Source organism: Synechococcus sp. CCAP 1479/9 (genome assembly GCF_019038535.1).
Classification (GTDB): Bacteria; Cyanobacteriota; Cyanobacteriia; order PCC-6307; family Cyanobiaceae; genus Cyanobium.
On sequence record NZ_JAFKRK010000016.1, the window covers coordinates 262,685 to 278,134 of the forward strand.

The window sequence follows — 15,450 nt, forward strand, 5'->3', positions numbered from 1 at the left end:
GGGAGTGCCCGGCCGCGGCGAAGCTGAGGTGGACGGCCATGGTGCGCTGGGCTGCTGGGGTCTTGCTGTGTCCCGGCGTCCCGGCTTGGCATCGGGAGGCCGCTCGGGCTACGCCCTGACCTGACCACCTTCCCCTGCAGCACCCTCGGCCCGCATCCCCAGAACGGGGGATTCGGCTCAGCCCGTGACCGGGGTGCGACCCTCCATCGCTGATTCCAGGTTGATCAGCCCAGCGGCGATCGACTTGACGACCGCCTTGGTGCGGTTGTCGACCTGGAGCTTCTGGAAGATGTGCTTCACATGGGTCCTGACGGTCTCGGGGCTCACCACCAGCTCCTGGCTGATCCGCTGGTCGGTCAGGCCCAGCATCAGGTGGTTCAGCACCACCCGCTCGCGCTCGGTCAGTGGTTCGATCGGAGCCGCGGGCGGCTGCTGCCGCAGCACCGCCGCCACCGGTTCGGGGTAGTACACGCCGCCGCTGGCGACCACCCGCAGCGCCGGCATGAACAGGCCCGACTCGAAGCAGATGCCGTTGCAGCCCCTGGCCAGGGCCTCCCGTACCAGGGCCTCGTTGGCGTCGTCGGCGACCAGCAGGGTGCGGATGGCGGGGTCCAGCGCCTTCGTGCGCTCCACCAGCGCCAGCCCGGTCCCCTCCTGCAGCCTCTGGCTGACCACCAGCAGGGACGGCCGGTGGCGCTCCACCTGTCGGAAGCCTTCCTCCTCGGTGGTGGCGGCCCCCACCAGGCTTTTCTGGACCGGGGTGATGCACATGAAGGCCCCCAGCCATTTCATGTGCTCCAGGCAGGCCACCGTGGTGAGCCCGGCCAGGATCTTCTCCAGGTCCTCCAGGAGGGCGGGGATCCCGGGGATGAGATCCGTGAGGTCCACAGCTGGCGGAACAGGCGGCGTTCATGATGGCCTGGTCCGGGTGCGTCTGGGTCCGCCTGGCTCAGAGAGGATCCGCCCCTTCGCCAAGGATCGCCAGGTAGCCGTCGTAGGCGAACACCCTGTTGCGCCGACCTCCGGTGATTTCCCGGGCGATCCCCAGGGCGACCAGTTGCTCCACGGCCTTCGCTGCCGTGGGGAAGCTCAGCTGAGCCCGGGTCGCGAGCTGGGGAATCCCGGTCAGGGGCCGCTGCCTTAGCGCGGCAAACACCTGCCGCACGCTGGTGCCCGAACGTCCAAGGCCCGTGAGCTTGCTCTCGTCGGTCTGAAACAGGGCCAGCAGCCGGTGGGCTGCGTCCACCGCGGCAGCGGCGGTGCTTTCGACGCCTTCCAGGAAGAACAGGACCCACGCCTCCCAATCCCCATCGCGTCGCACCCCATCGAGGAGTTCGTAGTACCGGCTCCGGTGCTGTTTGAAGAACAGGCTGAGATAGAGCAGCGGTTGGCGCAGGATGCCGCCATCCACCAGCATCAGCACGATCAGCAGTCGCCCCAGGCGGCCATTGCCATCCAGGAAGGGGTGAATCGTCTCGAACTGGACATGGGCAAGGGCTGCCTTCACCAGCAGGGGAAGGTCGTCCTCGGCATGGAGGAACCGTTCCAGCTCGGCCATGCAGCTGTCCACCCGTCCCGGAGGAGGTGGCACGAAGCGGGCGTTGCCCGGCCTGGTACCGCCGATCCAGTTCTGGCTGCGCCGGAACTCACCCGGCTGCCGATCGGCTCCTCGCCCGCGGGCCAGCAGCACGGCGTGGATCTCCTTCAGCAAGCGGGACGAGAGGGGGAAACCGCCGGCCAGCCGGGCCAGACCGTGATCAAGGGCCGCCACGTAGCTCGACACTTCCACCACATCGTCGAAGGGAACTCCGGGAGCCTCCTCCAGCTCAAACATCAGCAGGTCTGACAGAGACGACTGGGTTCCCTCGATCTGGGACGAGAGCAGGGCCTCCCGACGGACGTAGGCGTACAGGAAAAGGTCGGGATCGGGCAGCAGACTTGAAACGCCATCGAGACGCCCACAGGCCAGGAGAGCGCGATCCTTCAGGGCCAGTCCCAGTCGGCCCAGGTCGAGCGGGGGCTGCGGTGGCAGCGGATCTGGCACGAAGGCCCTGACGGGCTCCCCGGCGGTGCTGGTGATTTCGACATGGCCTGTGGCTTCCCGTTTCATCTCCTGTGGTGGAGGCCCAACCTTGAATAAGCATCAGCGTAATTCAAGCGAACCGGCATTTCCTTTAACAAGATCGGCGACCCCTTGGCCCTGGTGATCCGCCAGGCGCGCGTCAGTCAGCCCCGACCAGCTGGGGCCAGGTGCATTGCATCGGAGGCCCGCAGCACGCAGGTGTCCACGTACAGCATCAGGTGCCGCGTTCATCCCGCAGTGCCTGGAGCTGGGGCAGCAGATCGCGCACAGCCTGCCGCGGAACCAGCTCAGCGATGGCTTTGCCGCGGCGGGTGATCACCACCGCCTGGCCTTGCTCCACCGCGTCGAGCAGGCTCGACAGCTGGGCTTTGGCCTCCGCCACCGTGACCTGTCGCATGGTGTTGGTCATCGAGATGACCAACACCATGCGGGTCCGTGGGACGGCGCCTCGGCAGAAGTGGCCAACGCGCGCCGTCTGTTTATGCCCCCTCAGGCCACCAGCCGCGCCAGCGGCAGGGTCGGAGGGGAGATGCTGCCCTTGCCTCTGCCAGCGCAAAAATGGCGAGATCAGCTGGACAGCGGCGTGCAGCTTTGCCGTATCCAGATCGAGAGTTCTTCAAGCACCTGATCACGCTGTGGAGGGGAGGTTTCTGCGAGCCGCCACATGCGCTGCTCCGCCTCTTCATGGCGGGGCTTCCACTCAAACCCATTCGCCCGCAGCACCATCTTCACAGAGAAAAACACCACCCGCTTGTTGCCATCGGGTAAGGGGTGGCCCTTGGCGAAGGCGTAGGCCACAACAGCAGCCAGAAGAGCGATGTCCGCCTCAGGCCTGAAGGTGTGGAATGCCAGGACTTCCGCCAGAGCGGTTTCGATCTTGCGTAGATCCGGCGTTACCTGGAGACCACCATGCCTGTTGATCGTCGCCGCATGGACCCGTGCAATCTCAAAAGGGCCTGGGAGGATCAGGGTCCCAGGCGCAATCCTCACTGAGCCAGCGAACGGAACACGTCGTCGTACTCATCCATGAACGCCAGAGCGTCATCGATGAGTTCCGGGCGCACTCCATTCCGCGTCGTCAGGGGGGGGAGAGCGCCTGGCCGGGGAGGCTCAACAGAGGGCACGCTGCTCTGACCGGCAACCTTGCTCTTCCAGATCGGGGAGGCATCGGTAGCCACGGCCGGTAGTTCAGGTTTAAGTGGATTGACACTAGCCATGATCGTCAACCTTCCTGGTGGCCGTAGTGACATGGATCCCCGCCTTTGCTGGGATCTGGTGATGCCCGATGCCGGTTTCGAACCAGCGACATCCTGCTTGTAAGGCAGGTAGCAATTCCTGATGCAGCAAGGCATTTGGGCCATTGCTGCGAATCGGTGCGCACAATCATGCGCAGAATTGTCCTGATGTCCGTGGCTGGGAACACCCCTCCTTGCCCTCAGAGCGGTTCAGCCCCTTCACCCAGGATGGCGATGTAGGCGTCGTAGGCAAACACCCGGTTGCGCCGGCCTCCGGTGACTTCTCTGGCGATTCCCAGAGCCACCAAGCGCTCCATGGCCTTGGCTGCGGTGGGGAAGCTCACCTGCGCCCTGGCCGCGAGCTGGGGAATCCCGACCAAGGGCCGTTGCCTGAGCGACGCGTAGACCTGCCTCAGGCTGGTGCCCGATCGGCCCAATCCTGTGAGCTTCATCTCGTCGCTCCGGAACAGCTCCAGCAAGCGGTGGGCCGAGTCCACAGCGGCAGCAGCGGTGCTCTCCACACCCTCCAGAAAGAACGCTATCCACGCCTCCCAGTCACCCTGCTGGCGCACCTCATCGAGTAGTTCGTAGTAGCGGCTGCGGTGCTGTTTGAAGAACAGGCTGAGATAGAGCAGGGGCTGGCGCAGGATGCCTCCATCCACCAGCATCAGCACGATCAGCAGTCGTCCTAAGCGGCCATTTCCATCCAGGAACGGGTGGATCGTCTCGAACTGCACGTGGGCGAGGGCGGCCTTCACCAGTACGGGCAGATCGTCGTCGGCATGGATAAACCGCTCCAGCTCGGCCATACAGCCTTCCACCAGCCCAGGAGGTGGTGGCACAAAGCGGGCATTGCCCGGCCGGGTGCCGCCGATCCAGTTCTGGCTCCGCCGGAACTGGCCCGGCATTCGATCGGCACCACGCCCACGGGCCAACAGCACTTCGTGGATTTCCCTCAGCAAGCGGGAGGAGAGGGGGAAACCACTGGCCATCCGGGCCAAGCCGTGTTCGAGGGCCGCCACGTAGCTCGATACCTCCACGACATCGTCAAAGGGAACCCCAGGAGCCTCTTCAAGCTCGAACAACAGCAGGTCTGACAGAGACGACTGGGTTCCCTCGATCTGGGACGAGAGCAGGGCCTCCCGGCGGACGTAGGCGTATAGAAACAGTTCTGGATCGGGAAGCAGGGCCGACACGCCATCAAGCCGCCCACAGGCCAGCAAGGCGCGATCCTTGAGGGCCTGCCCCTGCCCGCCCAGATCAAGCGAGGGATGAGGTGGGAGGGGATCCGGCACAAAGGATCTGACGGACTCCCCGGCTGTGGTGGTGATCTCGTAGTGGCCCGTGGCGACCCGTTGCATACCTGGAGGTGGTGCCCCAACCTTGAATAAGGACCGGGCCTATTCAAGCGAATGTGCACTTCCTTTAACAAGCTTGCCCGGCCCAGCTCGATGGCCTTGAGCCCCGGCCTTAGCCTCCGGCTGAACGAACCTTCGGCGGTCCGGGTTCAGTCCCTGGCCTCCTCTCCAGCAGCTCTGGCCACCGCCTCAGCGATCCCCTCAAAGCCCACAGGCACGCCGTGCAGGGGAAGGGCTTTCAGGGATGGAAGCGTGATCGAGTGCTGGCTCCGCTTGCGAGCGTCGAGAACCACCGTCGGTACCACGTAGAACTCCCACTGGTCCAGATCAAGCGGATTCAGGGTGGCCTGCTCCTCGTGGGCAAGAAGTGCGAAGACGTAGACACGGGCTTGTCTTCGGGCTTCATCCTCGTAGAAGCCGGTCTGAGGGTCCCATGCCCTGGTCTTAGGACAGAGGAAAGAGATCGTCGAAAGCCGCTCCTGATGCCAACTCTGGATGTAGGCCGCTGACTTCACCTCAACGGCGATTCCCTCTGGAGTCCGTAGGTCGTAGGGCGCCCACTCTTCTCGAATCCCATCGTTGGCCACCCCCAGGGCCTGGGCCACGATGTACTCGGCCAGGAGCCCCCGAAGCGTGTTGCTGACCAGGTCGGAGGCGCTCCACTGCCAGAACGAGCGCAGGTTGAAGTCCAGAGCCGCTCCCCCTTGGTGGAAACGCTCTTCGCCGGAGCGACGCAGACGATCGACGGGTCCCAGCTCGCTCAAGCCACCGCCCACCCCTCGGTGAGGGTCTCCGCCTGCTCGATCACGGTGTCGTTGGCCTTGGCCTGGAGATCCGGCGGGTAGCCGTACTTCCGCAGGATCCGCTTCACGGCTACCCGCAGTTCGGCCCGTACGTTCTCCCGCAGGGTCCAGTCGATAGTGACCCTGCCCTTCACGGTGGCCACCAGCTCGCGCGGGATGACGGGGAGTTGATTGTTGCAGAGGACGGCCACGGCGCTGTCGTTATTGCCCTGGGCGTCGTAGAAGGCCACCTCGTCGTCGTTGAGGCCGAGGGCTTCGCCACGGCTGGCCGCAGCTTGCAGGTCCTTGGCGAGCTGGATGAGCTCCTCAATCACCCTGGCCGCCTCGATTGCCCTTTGGCGGCACCGCTGGAGTGCTTTCTCCAGCAGCTCCTTGAACGAGCGGGCCTGCAACACGTTGCGCTTGATCTCACCCTTGAGCAGCTTCTGGAGCTGCTCCTCGGCCAGGTTGCGCTGGGGCATTCCCCTTACCTCGGCGAGGAACTCGTCAGATAGGAGCGAGATGTCGGGATCCTTGAGGCCGGCGCCCTCGAACACGTCGAGCAACCCATCTGACACTACGGCCTTGGAGATGATCTGGCGGATGGCCAGGTTCACCACTTCATCGGACTGGCTGTTGCCAGTCACGCCCTTGGCCAGCATGACGCGCACGACCTGGATGATGCCTACGTCATCACGGAAGCGGATTGCCTCCGCGTTGGGGACAGGCAAGGCGAACTCCTGCGACAGCTCGGTGACGCTCTTCAGCAGCCGCTCCTTCCCCTGGGCCAGGATGTGCTCCTGGGCGGCAGGGAGAGAAGAGATACCATACTGGTGCGTGCCGTTCATCAAGGATCTCCAATCGAGGTCGTGAAATAGGATGCAGCACACTGCATACTTCTCGATCATCACGGCCACCGCCTCGGACAGGTACAGCGCCGTGTTGCACTGGCCGCCGGGCTAAGATTAGGTTGGCAGGGCCGCATTGAGCTGATCGACGAGGCCGAGGTAGTCGACGATCAGGCCACCCGAGTTGCTTTGGACCACCCGGTTCTCGCGGGTGATGGTTTGCATCAACATCCAGGAACTCTTACGCTCCCAAAGGAACAGCCAACTCTTCACTTCGCCCAATCACCGGCCTGGCATAGCTCGCTTTTAAGTCTGTCAGGTCACGGTCCTCAGAGACGAGGTAATCAGCGTTGCCGTCAATAGCACAGAGGAGAAACACTTCATCATCTGGGTCTGCTGGAGGAGTTGGCGCAGATGCAGATGTGATCGATATCTTAGTGAATGCGCCCATGAGATACGTTATCAACCTCCGAGCACGATCCTCTGGATGATTGCGCTCTAAGAGAATCAGTGCATATTCCCTAACGATCTTTTCACAAAAGATACCAGTGTGTGCCTCTAGGACCCGGATCACTACTCGAAGGCAAAACGTTCTATTTGCTGCAAGAACTGGATAGTCAAGCCATCTTGATCCTGCGCCGACAATCACGTTAGTGTCCAGGACAACACGACAATTGTGACCTTGCATGGACATTAACCCTCGTTTGATTCAAGTAGATCTTTTAGAGCACGAGCAAAATCTGTCTGTGTCCAGCCAATTGAGCGCAAACGCGCCACTTCCGTTTCTGCTTGCCCATAGAGCTTCGCAGCTAAGTCATGCTTTCGTGCTTTCCGTGCAGCAACAGTCCTCCCAATTTCCTCACCCACCCGTTGAGGCTCTCTGCAAACCAAGAAATCCCACTCGCCGAGCTGCCCCCAATGATTCACAGCGGAGACCCAACGCTTGGCTGCTTGGTGTTTAGCGTCAGTGTCGTCGTGTTGCTTCCCTTTGACCTCGAGCACCAGGCTCACTGAGTTACACAGACGGACAATAAAATCCGGTTCATAAACGTGTGGATTCCCATAAAGTTCATATGGTATGTTGAATTCGAGTCGATCATTTCTCGCGTAGCAATATACCACACCTTCCATCGCCAGCCTTTCAAGTTGGAACATCGCGGCCTGCTCCCACGTGCCCGTATCGCATGCAACAAAGTTCAAGTGACTCGCGCCTGTGATCTGCACCGGCTTCACCGTCTTGAAGCGAACACGCTCTGTACTGTCAATGGGTCTGTAGCGGTTCAGTCTCGGCAAAAGAGGAGCCTCTCCTTTGCCGTCATCCGGAGTGATGGCTGCGATCAAAAGACCGATGATTCGTTGTGCATAGGTTTGCAAACCTACCTCGCTTTGATTCAAACCGTTGAAGTCAACACGCTCATTCATATAGCTCTGCACGATTCGTAGAACCTGCGGAAACAAAGTGCTGCGACTTTCCCCCCGCAGCCTTTCTTTGCCCGGATGGGCTGCCTCTGTGAGAGCTCGCACGATCTCGCGCGTTATCTCGAACTCAATTGTTTGTAAATGAACGGAGTCATAGTAAGCCTGCCGGTCAACCTGCTCAAAACCGAAGCCTCCGTGTGCACTTGCATGACCAATCTGGTATCCAACCTGCGGCCTGACAAAGGCCGCCGTGGGAGTTGACCAAGGGTCAAGCTTGGTCATTTCTACCTCTGAAACATTTGCAGTGACCAAGTTCCGCTGCAAAGAAACGACATAGCCCTCGACCACAGGAAAACGAATCTCGAAAGGCTTGCGTTCAGGCATCGCCATCACCTCATGCTTGGGTCGATCCTCGGGTGGCGGGCCACCTCCAGGCTCACGTCCTTTGAAGGGAATTAGTGAGAAGGGAACACCGAAGATGTCCACATACTCTGCCGACAATAATCCGGTCGATGGATCTGGCTCGTAATCCATGCGGCGCAGTCCGCGTCCCACCACCTGCTCGCAAAGCAATTGGCTATGAAAAGCCCGCAGCCCGAGAATGTGTGTCACATTATTCGCATCCCAGCCTTCGCTTAGCATATTCACGCTTATAACACAGCGGATGTGCTCGCCTGCCTCGCCAATACGGCCAACTGTTGAGATAATCTTTCGTAGATCCTCGGCAGCTTCTTTCTTCGTCGTATTGGGATCCTCGCTCTCGGCGGCGGCGAGCAGCTTGGAATCAATGCGGAGTGTCACCTCCGCTCCTTCGCGGTTCCACAATTCGGGAAAGCCTGTTAGGCCTGCGCCGTAGTGCTTCTGCGCCTTAGGTTTCTTAGTCCGTCGTTTGGGCAAGTCGTCTTGATCCTCATCCTCATCGGGCGCGTCTGCTTCGATCATCTCCTCGCCGGAAATCACGCGATAAAACTCCTTTGCAATATCAGTGTTATCGCAAACGATGATCATCACCGGCGGAGTTCGAACTTGGCCAGGAGCGGAATTAGTGATCTGTACGAGATGCTGCCGCCACTCGCCTGCGAGAGTCAACAAGGCATCCTCTGCTTTTCGATAAACTACCGCTGGCTTTGGTTTGCCTCCAGTTAGCTTCTCGCCAGACTTAAGGTCGCGTGTGATGTGATCCCAGAGCTTGAAATACTTCGGGTCTGGCCGCCCTGTATTGTCTATGGCTGGCAAGCGTGGGATCTTCGTTATGCCGCTCTCGATGGCATCCACTAATGAAAAATCGCTGACGATCCATGGAAATGGCGAGCCTTCTGGATAGCCACTGCCGTGGATGTAAAAGGGCGTAGCCGACAAGTCGACGCAGATGCCTATGCCGCATGCAGCATTGATCTTGTCCAACCCACTCACCCACACTGTTGCCTCCTCGCGATCGGCTTTTTCCTCTGCGGAGAGCGTTTCGCCATCTGGCACGGGTGCAGGCCGGTAGGCATGATGGCCTTCGTCGTTCAGCACCATCAGCGGCTCTTCGACCCAAAGGTCGCCTAGACGGCTTTTTGCGAAGGACTCGGGACTTTCCGGACCGAGCTGTATCACGGGCGATCCGCCGACCTTTTGCACTTCTGCCTCAGGAAGAAGCGCGTGCCAGTTCGTCACGAGCACCTTGCCCTTAGAGAGCTCAGGACGCAGCGATGAGGGTACGATGTCGAACTTCTCGTAGTAGTTATTCGGGTCGCCGGGCCGCAGCACGTTTAGCCGCTCCTTGATCGTTAGGTTTGGGCACACCACCAGCGCACATCGTGGAAAGCGCGGATCGCCTGGCTTCGTGCCGCGATTGCAGAATGCCCATGCGATTAGCATGGACATCACCACTGTCTTTCCGCTGCCTGTCGCCATCTTGCAGGCATAGCGGTGAATCGCCTTTAGTCCCGCCTCGTTCGGGATATCAGCCAGCTTGGCATGTTGGGCTACTCTCGCCACCCACTCCTCGGGGCGTGGGTTCTTCCCTTTCTCCAGCGTACTGAAATCCTCCAGCGTCAGCTTCGCAGTCCAGCGGGTCTTCTTCCCGAGAGATAAAATCTCCCGCAAGTAGATGATCGTCTCCACGGCTTCGACTTGACAGAAGAACAATCGCCGCCCTCGATCCTCGCGCGACCAATGGCGCAGCAACTTCTTTGTAGTCTCACTTGCATTTTCCCAGCCTGATGACCGCCAACGTCGCACGTCATCACGCAGTGCGTTTACCAAAGGCAGATCATCACGTTCTTCCTCAGAGAGGAGCGACAACTGTGCGCTGCCGGTGCGCTCAGTCTTGAACCAATAACTTGCCGGTCGGCGTCCAGGCGCTTTCGAAGGAATGCCGGTCTTGGTGTCGTAAAGCCAATGTTGCTCTGGCTCAGCGTAGGGCGAGCACAGAATCGGGTTCTCGACTGGCTGAATGGGAATCTGTTGCTCTGACATTGGATTCCTTGGTTCAGTTGATGGTGAGCACTCGCAGGCCCTCGTTCCCACGAGGGTCGATGACTTTCACTGCTACGCGCCAAATCTCGCCCTTGCCTAATCGCTCAGGGTTCTGAAAGGGAAGGCTCGTTAGACCGCTGAGTGCTTCAAAGGCATCCGTAGCAATCACATTGGCATTGCTTAGCGCTTTCGCCAGCTTGGCCCATTTGCTCCTATCTGGGAAAAAGGCCTGGCAGATGCAGAAGGTTCGTCCGTCATAGTCCGTGTCGAGAAACCACGCGGCGATGCGCTCCTTGTCCGTGGGAAAAAGCGTGTTGCTAACCGGGTCATAAACATCCATGCCTTCGACCTCGACGATGTACTCGCCGTCTGAATGCATTGTGGGACCTTTGACGCGGGGCGCGCTGAAGACGGTGAAGAGCTGGCTGCCTGGCTGCGTCTTGAGTAGGTCGTCCATCGCCACATCGGGTCGGATGAGCGCCATGTGCAGGCGTAATTTGGGATGGCTTGCACTCTCGATGGCATCCTGCGCTGAGGCGTCGAAGCCAAACCCTGCAAAGACAAGGTCGTCATACCCCTTGCGGTTCGCGTCACGGATTACATCTTCTACTTGCATCGCGCTCACATTGCCGATCTCGGGGCCAATGCTCACGGCCACGCGGCGCTCCTGCTGGTCGCCGTTCATCCATTCCCCCTCAGCATGAATAAACGTGGCACTGGTGAGGGAATCGAGCCGACTAAATTTCATGTTTTTGTTGCTGGGAAAGTCGACGCCGCTTGCCCTTAGAAGCCGGAGAATCTTGTCGAGATGCGCCTCGGAGTTTTGTACCGCTGCATCTCCGTCGAAAGTGTCCAACTCGCCGGGCACTCCGCCAATTGGTGAATCTGGGCCGTCTTCAACTGAGATGACTCCTTCCATTGTGAACGGACCGCTCACCCGCACCACGTCCTTAACCGGCTCGGGCTTGTCCACCAGTTCCTCCATCTCAGCGTTGGCGGAGATGCATACATTCACTTCGTCCATCTTCGCCCGCCATGCGGTGCGGTAGGTGGTGAGCGCATCCGACAGCTGCTTGGGCCAGTCACCGTCGGTGTCAAAGGGCACCTCCCATACCTTCCAACCGCCTGTGGGAATCGCGGAGCGATAAGCCTCCGCCTGCTTCGGTGTCAGGCCTTTGAATGGCTTCCTAGCCGGAAAGGAGCGGATCAACTCCGGCTGTGTGTCCGGCAGCAACCAGCGCCGAGTGTCGGCATCCGTCACTGCGTTTGCTCCGGATTCGCGATGCTTCTGGATCAGCTTCTCCACTAGCTTCGCCTTCAGCGACTCTCCTACCTTGGCGACTTCGTGGTTAAGTTGAGCCAGATTCTCAGCGAGGATAACTTTGTACTTGGCAATGATGGGATCGAGCGAAGCGTTTCGAGCAATTCGACCAAGCTTGATGTGTGGTACTGCCTTGCAAGCAAAGGTGGCCTTGCCGGGCACCTTGCCCGTTGGGTCGGTGAGCCACGTTCCGCGAGGATTGCGAGCCAAGTCCTCCGCGCTTAGCGAGCGAAGCTGATGATAATCAAACTTCGCGGTCATCAACCGGTGCTTGGCCAGCGCAAGCGCCACGCGGCTCGAATCGCAAGTGATCCAGCGCCGACCCCATTGCTCGGCTACAAACGCAGTCGTCCCGCTCCCACACGTCGGGTCCAGCACGAGGTCGCCGGGGTCGGTGGTCATGAGAATGCAGCGAGAAATAACCTTCGTCGTCGTTTGAACAACATACGTTTTGTCCTGTTCTGCCGTGCCCATTGTGTCAGACCACATGTTGGTTAGAGGCGTTGCAGCGAAGTCATTGAGAAAGATGCGGGAATTCAAAAAAGTCTTAGTTCGGAAGATTCGCTCCGTTTCGCCAAGTCGCCCCATCCCCTCGGGCGTCATTTTCCAATGCTGATTCGACTTATGGAGAAAGCTCTCGCCCTCAAATTCAAAATACTTTGGCTCCTTCGCGGCCCCATCAGAGGTCACCGGCCCACCCAAAAAGAGTCGGGCTCCTTTAGGGAGTTCCAATCCTTCTTCAGTCTGATAATGGCTGACTGGAACGACTGAGCCATCTGAAAGCATCACCGAGTTATAACGGTCGCCAGACCCCTCTCCGTGAACCTTCTCATCGAAGAGCGTGATGAATTTAGCTTTGCTCTTATCCTTTACATACCAAAGCAGGTAGTCGCAGATGCCTGGCATGCCGATTGTCTCGAAGCCACCCGTTTTCTTGAATGTAATCTGTGCGGTAAAGTTCTCCGGCTTAAACACCTCATCCATCACGCACCTCACGCGATGCAGATTTTCATCGCTGATCTGCACGAAGATGCTGCCAGAGTCTGCCATGAGTTCCTTGGCCATTTGCAACCGGTCGCGCAGGTAGGCGAGGTAGGAATGGATGCCGAGGGTCCAGGTGTCGCGGTAGGCTTTGACCATCTCCGGCTCACGGGTTAGGTCCTGCTCGCGGTCCTTTACGTCGCGCTGGCCGAGTTGCGGCTGGAAGTTGGATGAAAACTTGATGCCGTAGGGCGGATCGAGGTAGATCATCTGCACCTTGTCCGCGAGGTCTTCGCGCCGGGCGAGGCTGGCCATGACTTGTAGCGAGTCGCCGAGGATCATGCGGTTCGCCCAGCCCACATCGTGCTGATAGAACTGCACGGCCTTGGCATAGTCGTGCTGGGGATCGGCAAACAGATCGCGCTGGATATCCTCCCGCGCGAGAACCCGAAGAATTGCCTGGGTGGAGACGCGCTCGTGCATATGCAACGCGACTGGATCGACTTCAAACCAAGGTTTCTCGCGCTTTCCGCTCCACTCCAGCCAAGGTTCGTGACGTCGAAGTGCAGACGCGAGGGTGCGTGTCTCATCGTCCGAAAGGGCCCTCTTCCGCGCAATAGCCAGGAGCTCCGGTAGCTTGTCTTCCGCGCCCGAGTCCGTTGCCGAGCGGAGAATTGGGGGCAGATGTGGATTATACTCGTGCCGGATCATCAACTTTTTCTGAATCACGCCCTGCGCTTCGAGCCCAGCAGGAGGAATGTTCTTCCGTGTGGCTGGATACTTGATTGAGGCGATAGAAGCAGCTGTGTTCGATTCAGCTGGATTCGGTTTAGGTGTGCGGGGCATAGTCCGACTCAGTTATATGAAAAGGCAGGTGCAAGGTCGTACTCGGCCTGGAGATCCGGATCGAGTTTGGAGAGGAAGCTGTTGGTGTGTTCGGGGGGGTGAAGTTGGCCTCGAAGACGTCGGAGAAGTACGTGAAGAACACAAGCCAGAGCACAACGTGCTGTACTCGGCCGCATCCATGCTGGTGCGGAGCGCATCGGCCGCCTTCCAGAGCTGGGCCTCGAAGCCGAGGGGGCCTGGAGCGTTGGTGGCTGGTGCCTCTGATCCTGCGATAGCGATCGAGCCGCCTCGGCCTCGGCCGGGCACCAGGATGCCCTTCTCGACCAGGGCGGCCTTAACGGTGTCGTATGTGGCCTCATCCCAGCCGAGCAACTCCCGCAGCTTGCTGTTACCCGAGCTGCCGTCCAATGCCTGAAGGGCTCCAAGGAACTCATCAAGCTGCTCCTGATCAGCGATCAACAGGTCAGACCTTCGCCTCTCGGGGCAGTATGACCACCACTGCCAGGTAGTGGGGCATCACGCTTCCTGCAGGATCCTGCGCACGGTGGTGGCGGAGAGACCCACCATGGCCGCCACCTTGCGGTGGGGGAGCCCCTGGGCTGCGAGTTCCTTGACGTGCTCAGCCTGCGCCGGCTTGTAGGAGTGCTTGCGGCCGAACTTCACCCCAGCCGCCAGAGCGCGGAGCCGGCCTTCCTCAGTGCGCTCCAGGATCAGCTCCCTCTCGATCTCGGCTGCGGCAGCCAGGATTCCCACCACGAGCTTCGCCATCTTCCCCAGGCCCAGGGTGTCCACGCGGCCGTCGAGCGTGCGCACGTGACAGCCGCGATCCAGCAGCTCGGCAACGCGAGAGACGCAATCCTCCATCGAGCGGCCAATCCGATCGAGCTTCGGCACCACCAGCACGTCCCCAGACCCAAGAGCGGCAAGGGCCGCCTGGAGCTGCACACGATCTGAAAACGGAGCGGCACCGCTGATGTGCTCGCAGTAGATCTGCTCGCTCGGCACGCCAGCAGCGGCAAGGGCATCGAGCTGGGCCGCCGTGTCCTGCTGGACGGTGGAGCAGCGGGCGTATCCGATCTGGGCCATGGGGGCGCTAGAACTGCTCACAATCTGGCGCAGAGTTCCGGCGCATGCAGAGCCCAGTCTTCTGATATGAGGATCTGTTGCGCCGAATATCCTGAGTTGTGGTGCACTGCAGCCAGCCACCATGTCGGCGATTTCGAAGGCACGTCTCGGCCTTCAGCCTCAGCAGCGACCGCGGACCCAGTCGACCCTTCAGGACAGGCCGCCAGCGGACGATCGGGACACTGTTCGGCGAGGGCGCCATGGACGGGGTAGCAGGCGGGCAGGAAGCGTCACTGGAAGGCCTCCGCCATCGCAGGGTGCTCACCGGCAGCGATGGCCCCCAGCTCGGCCGTACTCAGGTGTTCCATGTCAGGCAGCGGCAGCGGCAGCGGCAGCAGGCCACGGCACGCGAGGGTCAGGTACAAGCCAAATCTGTTCTCATGGGTGAGGGGCGCAGCGTTGATGGCCTCCAGCAGCAGCTGCTGGCCCAGGGCGGAGGCCCGCGGGTCGAGGCCCGTTAGCTTCGCGGTGCTGTTGATGGCACCCAGCGCCACTGCGAGGTTCCCCTTCTCGGTGGCCCGGCGATAGAGAAACTCCAAGCGGGCGAGCGTCTGCTCCATCAGCTGGGGCCTCGCTTCCTGCCAGTCAGCGGCGAGTCGGTCGCGCATGGCGGCCAGCAGCCGGCGGCCCTGGCGGTCGCTCAGGCCCCAGCTGCGGCAGAGCTGGCGAAGGTCGGCAGCGGAGCCTCCCTCCAGATGCAGCGCCCGCAGCTGATCGAGTCGGGCCTCGGTCTGGGTGGTGCGGTCGGTCGAAACGGTCATCGGCGGTCACGGGTCAGGGGGGCAGCGGTGCTCATTGGGCTGCCTCGACGGGGTGCACGAACAACCAGTCGATCCTCAGGATCCGATCAAGCTCACCCGGGAGGGTGATCAGGTTTTCGTGGCTCGTCCTGTCGGCGTCCCAAATGATCGCTGGCACCGGCTCGCGGTCCGGTCTACGGATCTCGACGGATGTACCCCTCTTCATTAGCCAGTCCACGTTGCGGTGTG

12 protein-coding genes are annotated in these 15,450 nt (G+C 60.6%); all 12 read right to left on the reverse strand.

Going from position 1 to position 15,450, the window contains the following annotated elements; all coding sequences use genetic code 11:
* Nucleotides 1-177 precede the first annotated feature (177 nt).
* The 12 genes from KUG38_RS17120 to KUG38_RS05660 all read right to left on the reverse strand — a co-directional run bounded on the left by KUG38_RS17120 (nt 178) and on the right by KUG38_RS05660 (nt 15,222).
* Nucleotides 178-888 carry a LuxR C-terminal-related transcriptional regulator gene (locus tag KUG38_RS17120; protein ID WP_216919704.1) on the reverse strand — a complete coding sequence of 237 codons (711 nt, stop codon included), beginning with the start codon at nt 886-888 and terminating at the stop codon, nt 178-180.
* 61 nt (nt 889-949) lie between these two features.
* A complete protein-coding gene (locus KUG38_RS05610; RefSeq protein ID WP_353617724.1) occupies nt 950-2,044 on the reverse strand; it encodes a Fic family protein in 1,095 nt (364 codons plus the stop codon).
* Between the two features lie 253 nt (nt 2,045-2,297).
* Complete coding sequence (locus tag KUG38_RS05615) at nt 2,298-2,480, reverse strand: type II toxin-antitoxin system Phd/YefM family antitoxin (protein WP_216919706.1); 183 nt, start codon at nt 2,478-2,480, stop codon at nt 2,298-2,300.
* 170 nt (nt 2,481-2,650) lie between these two features.
* Nucleotides 2,651-3,073 carry a type II toxin-antitoxin system death-on-curing family toxin gene (locus KUG38_RS05620; RefSeq protein ID WP_216919707.1) on the reverse strand — a complete coding sequence of 141 codons (423 nt, stop codon included), beginning with the start codon at nt 3,071-3,073 and terminating at the stop codon, nt 2,651-2,653.
* A gap of 445 nt (nt 3,074-3,518) precedes the next feature.
* Nucleotides 3,519-4,679, reverse strand: a complete 1,161-nt coding sequence (locus tag KUG38_RS05625) for a Fic family protein (RefSeq protein ID WP_216919708.1) — start codon at nt 4,677-4,679, stop codon at nt 3,519-3,521.
* Nucleotides 4,680-4,825: 146 nt separating this feature from the next.
* Entirely contained in the window at nt 4,826-5,440 is a 615-nt protein-coding gene (locus tag KUG38_RS05630; RefSeq protein WP_216919709.1) for a hypothetical protein, read from the reverse strand.
* Complete coding sequence (locus KUG38_RS05635; RefSeq protein ID WP_353617741.1) at nt 5,437-6,393, reverse strand: DUF3387 domain-containing protein; 957 nt, start codon at nt 6,391-6,393, stop codon at nt 5,437-5,439. The genes KUG38_RS05630 and KUG38_RS05635 overlap by 4 nt, the downstream gene beginning before the upstream one ends.
* A gap of 154 nt (nt 6,394-6,547) precedes the next feature.
* On the reverse strand, nt 6,548-7,000 hold the full coding sequence (locus KUG38_RS17125) for a PIN domain-containing protein (protein ID WP_353617725.1): 453 nt from the start codon (nt 6,998-7,000) through the stop codon (nt 6,548-6,550).
* On the reverse strand, nt 7,000-10,188 hold the full coding sequence (locus tag KUG38_RS05645; protein WP_216919715.1) for a BPTD_3080 family restriction endonuclease: 3,189 nt from the start codon (nt 10,186-10,188) through the stop codon (nt 7,000-7,002). Before KUG38_RS05645 ends, KUG38_RS17125 begins: the two co-directional genes overlap by 1 nt.
* A 13-nt stretch (nt 10,189-10,201) precedes the next feature.
* Nucleotides 10,202-13,336: a site-specific DNA-methyltransferase gene (locus tag KUG38_RS05650; protein WP_216919717.1), complete on the reverse strand. Its 3,135-nt coding sequence runs from the start codon at nt 13,334-13,336 to the stop codon at nt 10,202-10,204.
* A gap of 516 nt (nt 13,337-13,852) precedes the next feature.
* Nucleotides 13,853-14,422 (reverse strand): recombinase family protein, encoded by a 570-nt coding sequence (locus KUG38_RS05655; RefSeq protein ID WP_216919718.1) that lies wholly within the window; start codon nt 14,420-14,422, stop codon nt 13,853-13,855.
* 269 nt (nt 14,423-14,691) lie between these two features.
* The gene (locus tag KUG38_RS05660) at nt 14,692-15,222 is read right to left on the reverse strand and encodes a hypothetical protein (protein WP_216919720.1); all 531 of its coding nucleotides are present in this window, start codon (nt 15,220-15,222) and stop codon (nt 14,692-14,694) included.
* Nucleotides 15,223-15,450 lie beyond the last annotated feature (228 nt).

Bases quoted from the DNA above. Each gene is read 5' to 3' on its own strand.
- KUG38_RS17125 (WP_353617725.1), bottom strand. From the start codon at position 7,000: ATGTCCATGCAAGGTCACAATTGTCGTGTTGTCCTGGACACTAACGTG.
- KUG38_RS05660 (WP_216919720.1), bottom strand. From the start codon at position 15,222: ATGACCGTTTCGACCGACCGCACCACCCAGACCGAGGCCCGACTCGAT.
- KUG38_RS05615 (WP_216919706.1), bottom strand. From the start codon at position 2,480: ATGCGACAGGTCACGGTGGCGGAGGCCAAAGCCCAGCTGTCGAGCCTG.
- KUG38_RS05655 (WP_216919718.1), bottom strand. From the start codon at position 14,422: ATGGCCCAGATCGGATACGCCCGCTGCTCCACCGTCCAGCAGGACACG.
- KUG38_RS05645 (WP_216919715.1), bottom strand. From the start codon at position 10,188: ATGTCAGAGCAACAGATTCCCATTCAGCCAGTCGAGAACCCGATTCTG.
- KUG38_RS05625 (WP_216919708.1), bottom strand. From the start codon at position 4,679: ATGCAACGGGTCGCCACGGGCCACTACGAGATCACCACCACAGCCGGG.
- KUG38_RS05650 (WP_216919717.1), bottom strand. From the start codon at position 13,336: ATGCCCCGCACACCTAAACCGAATCCAGCTGAATCGAACACAGCTGCT.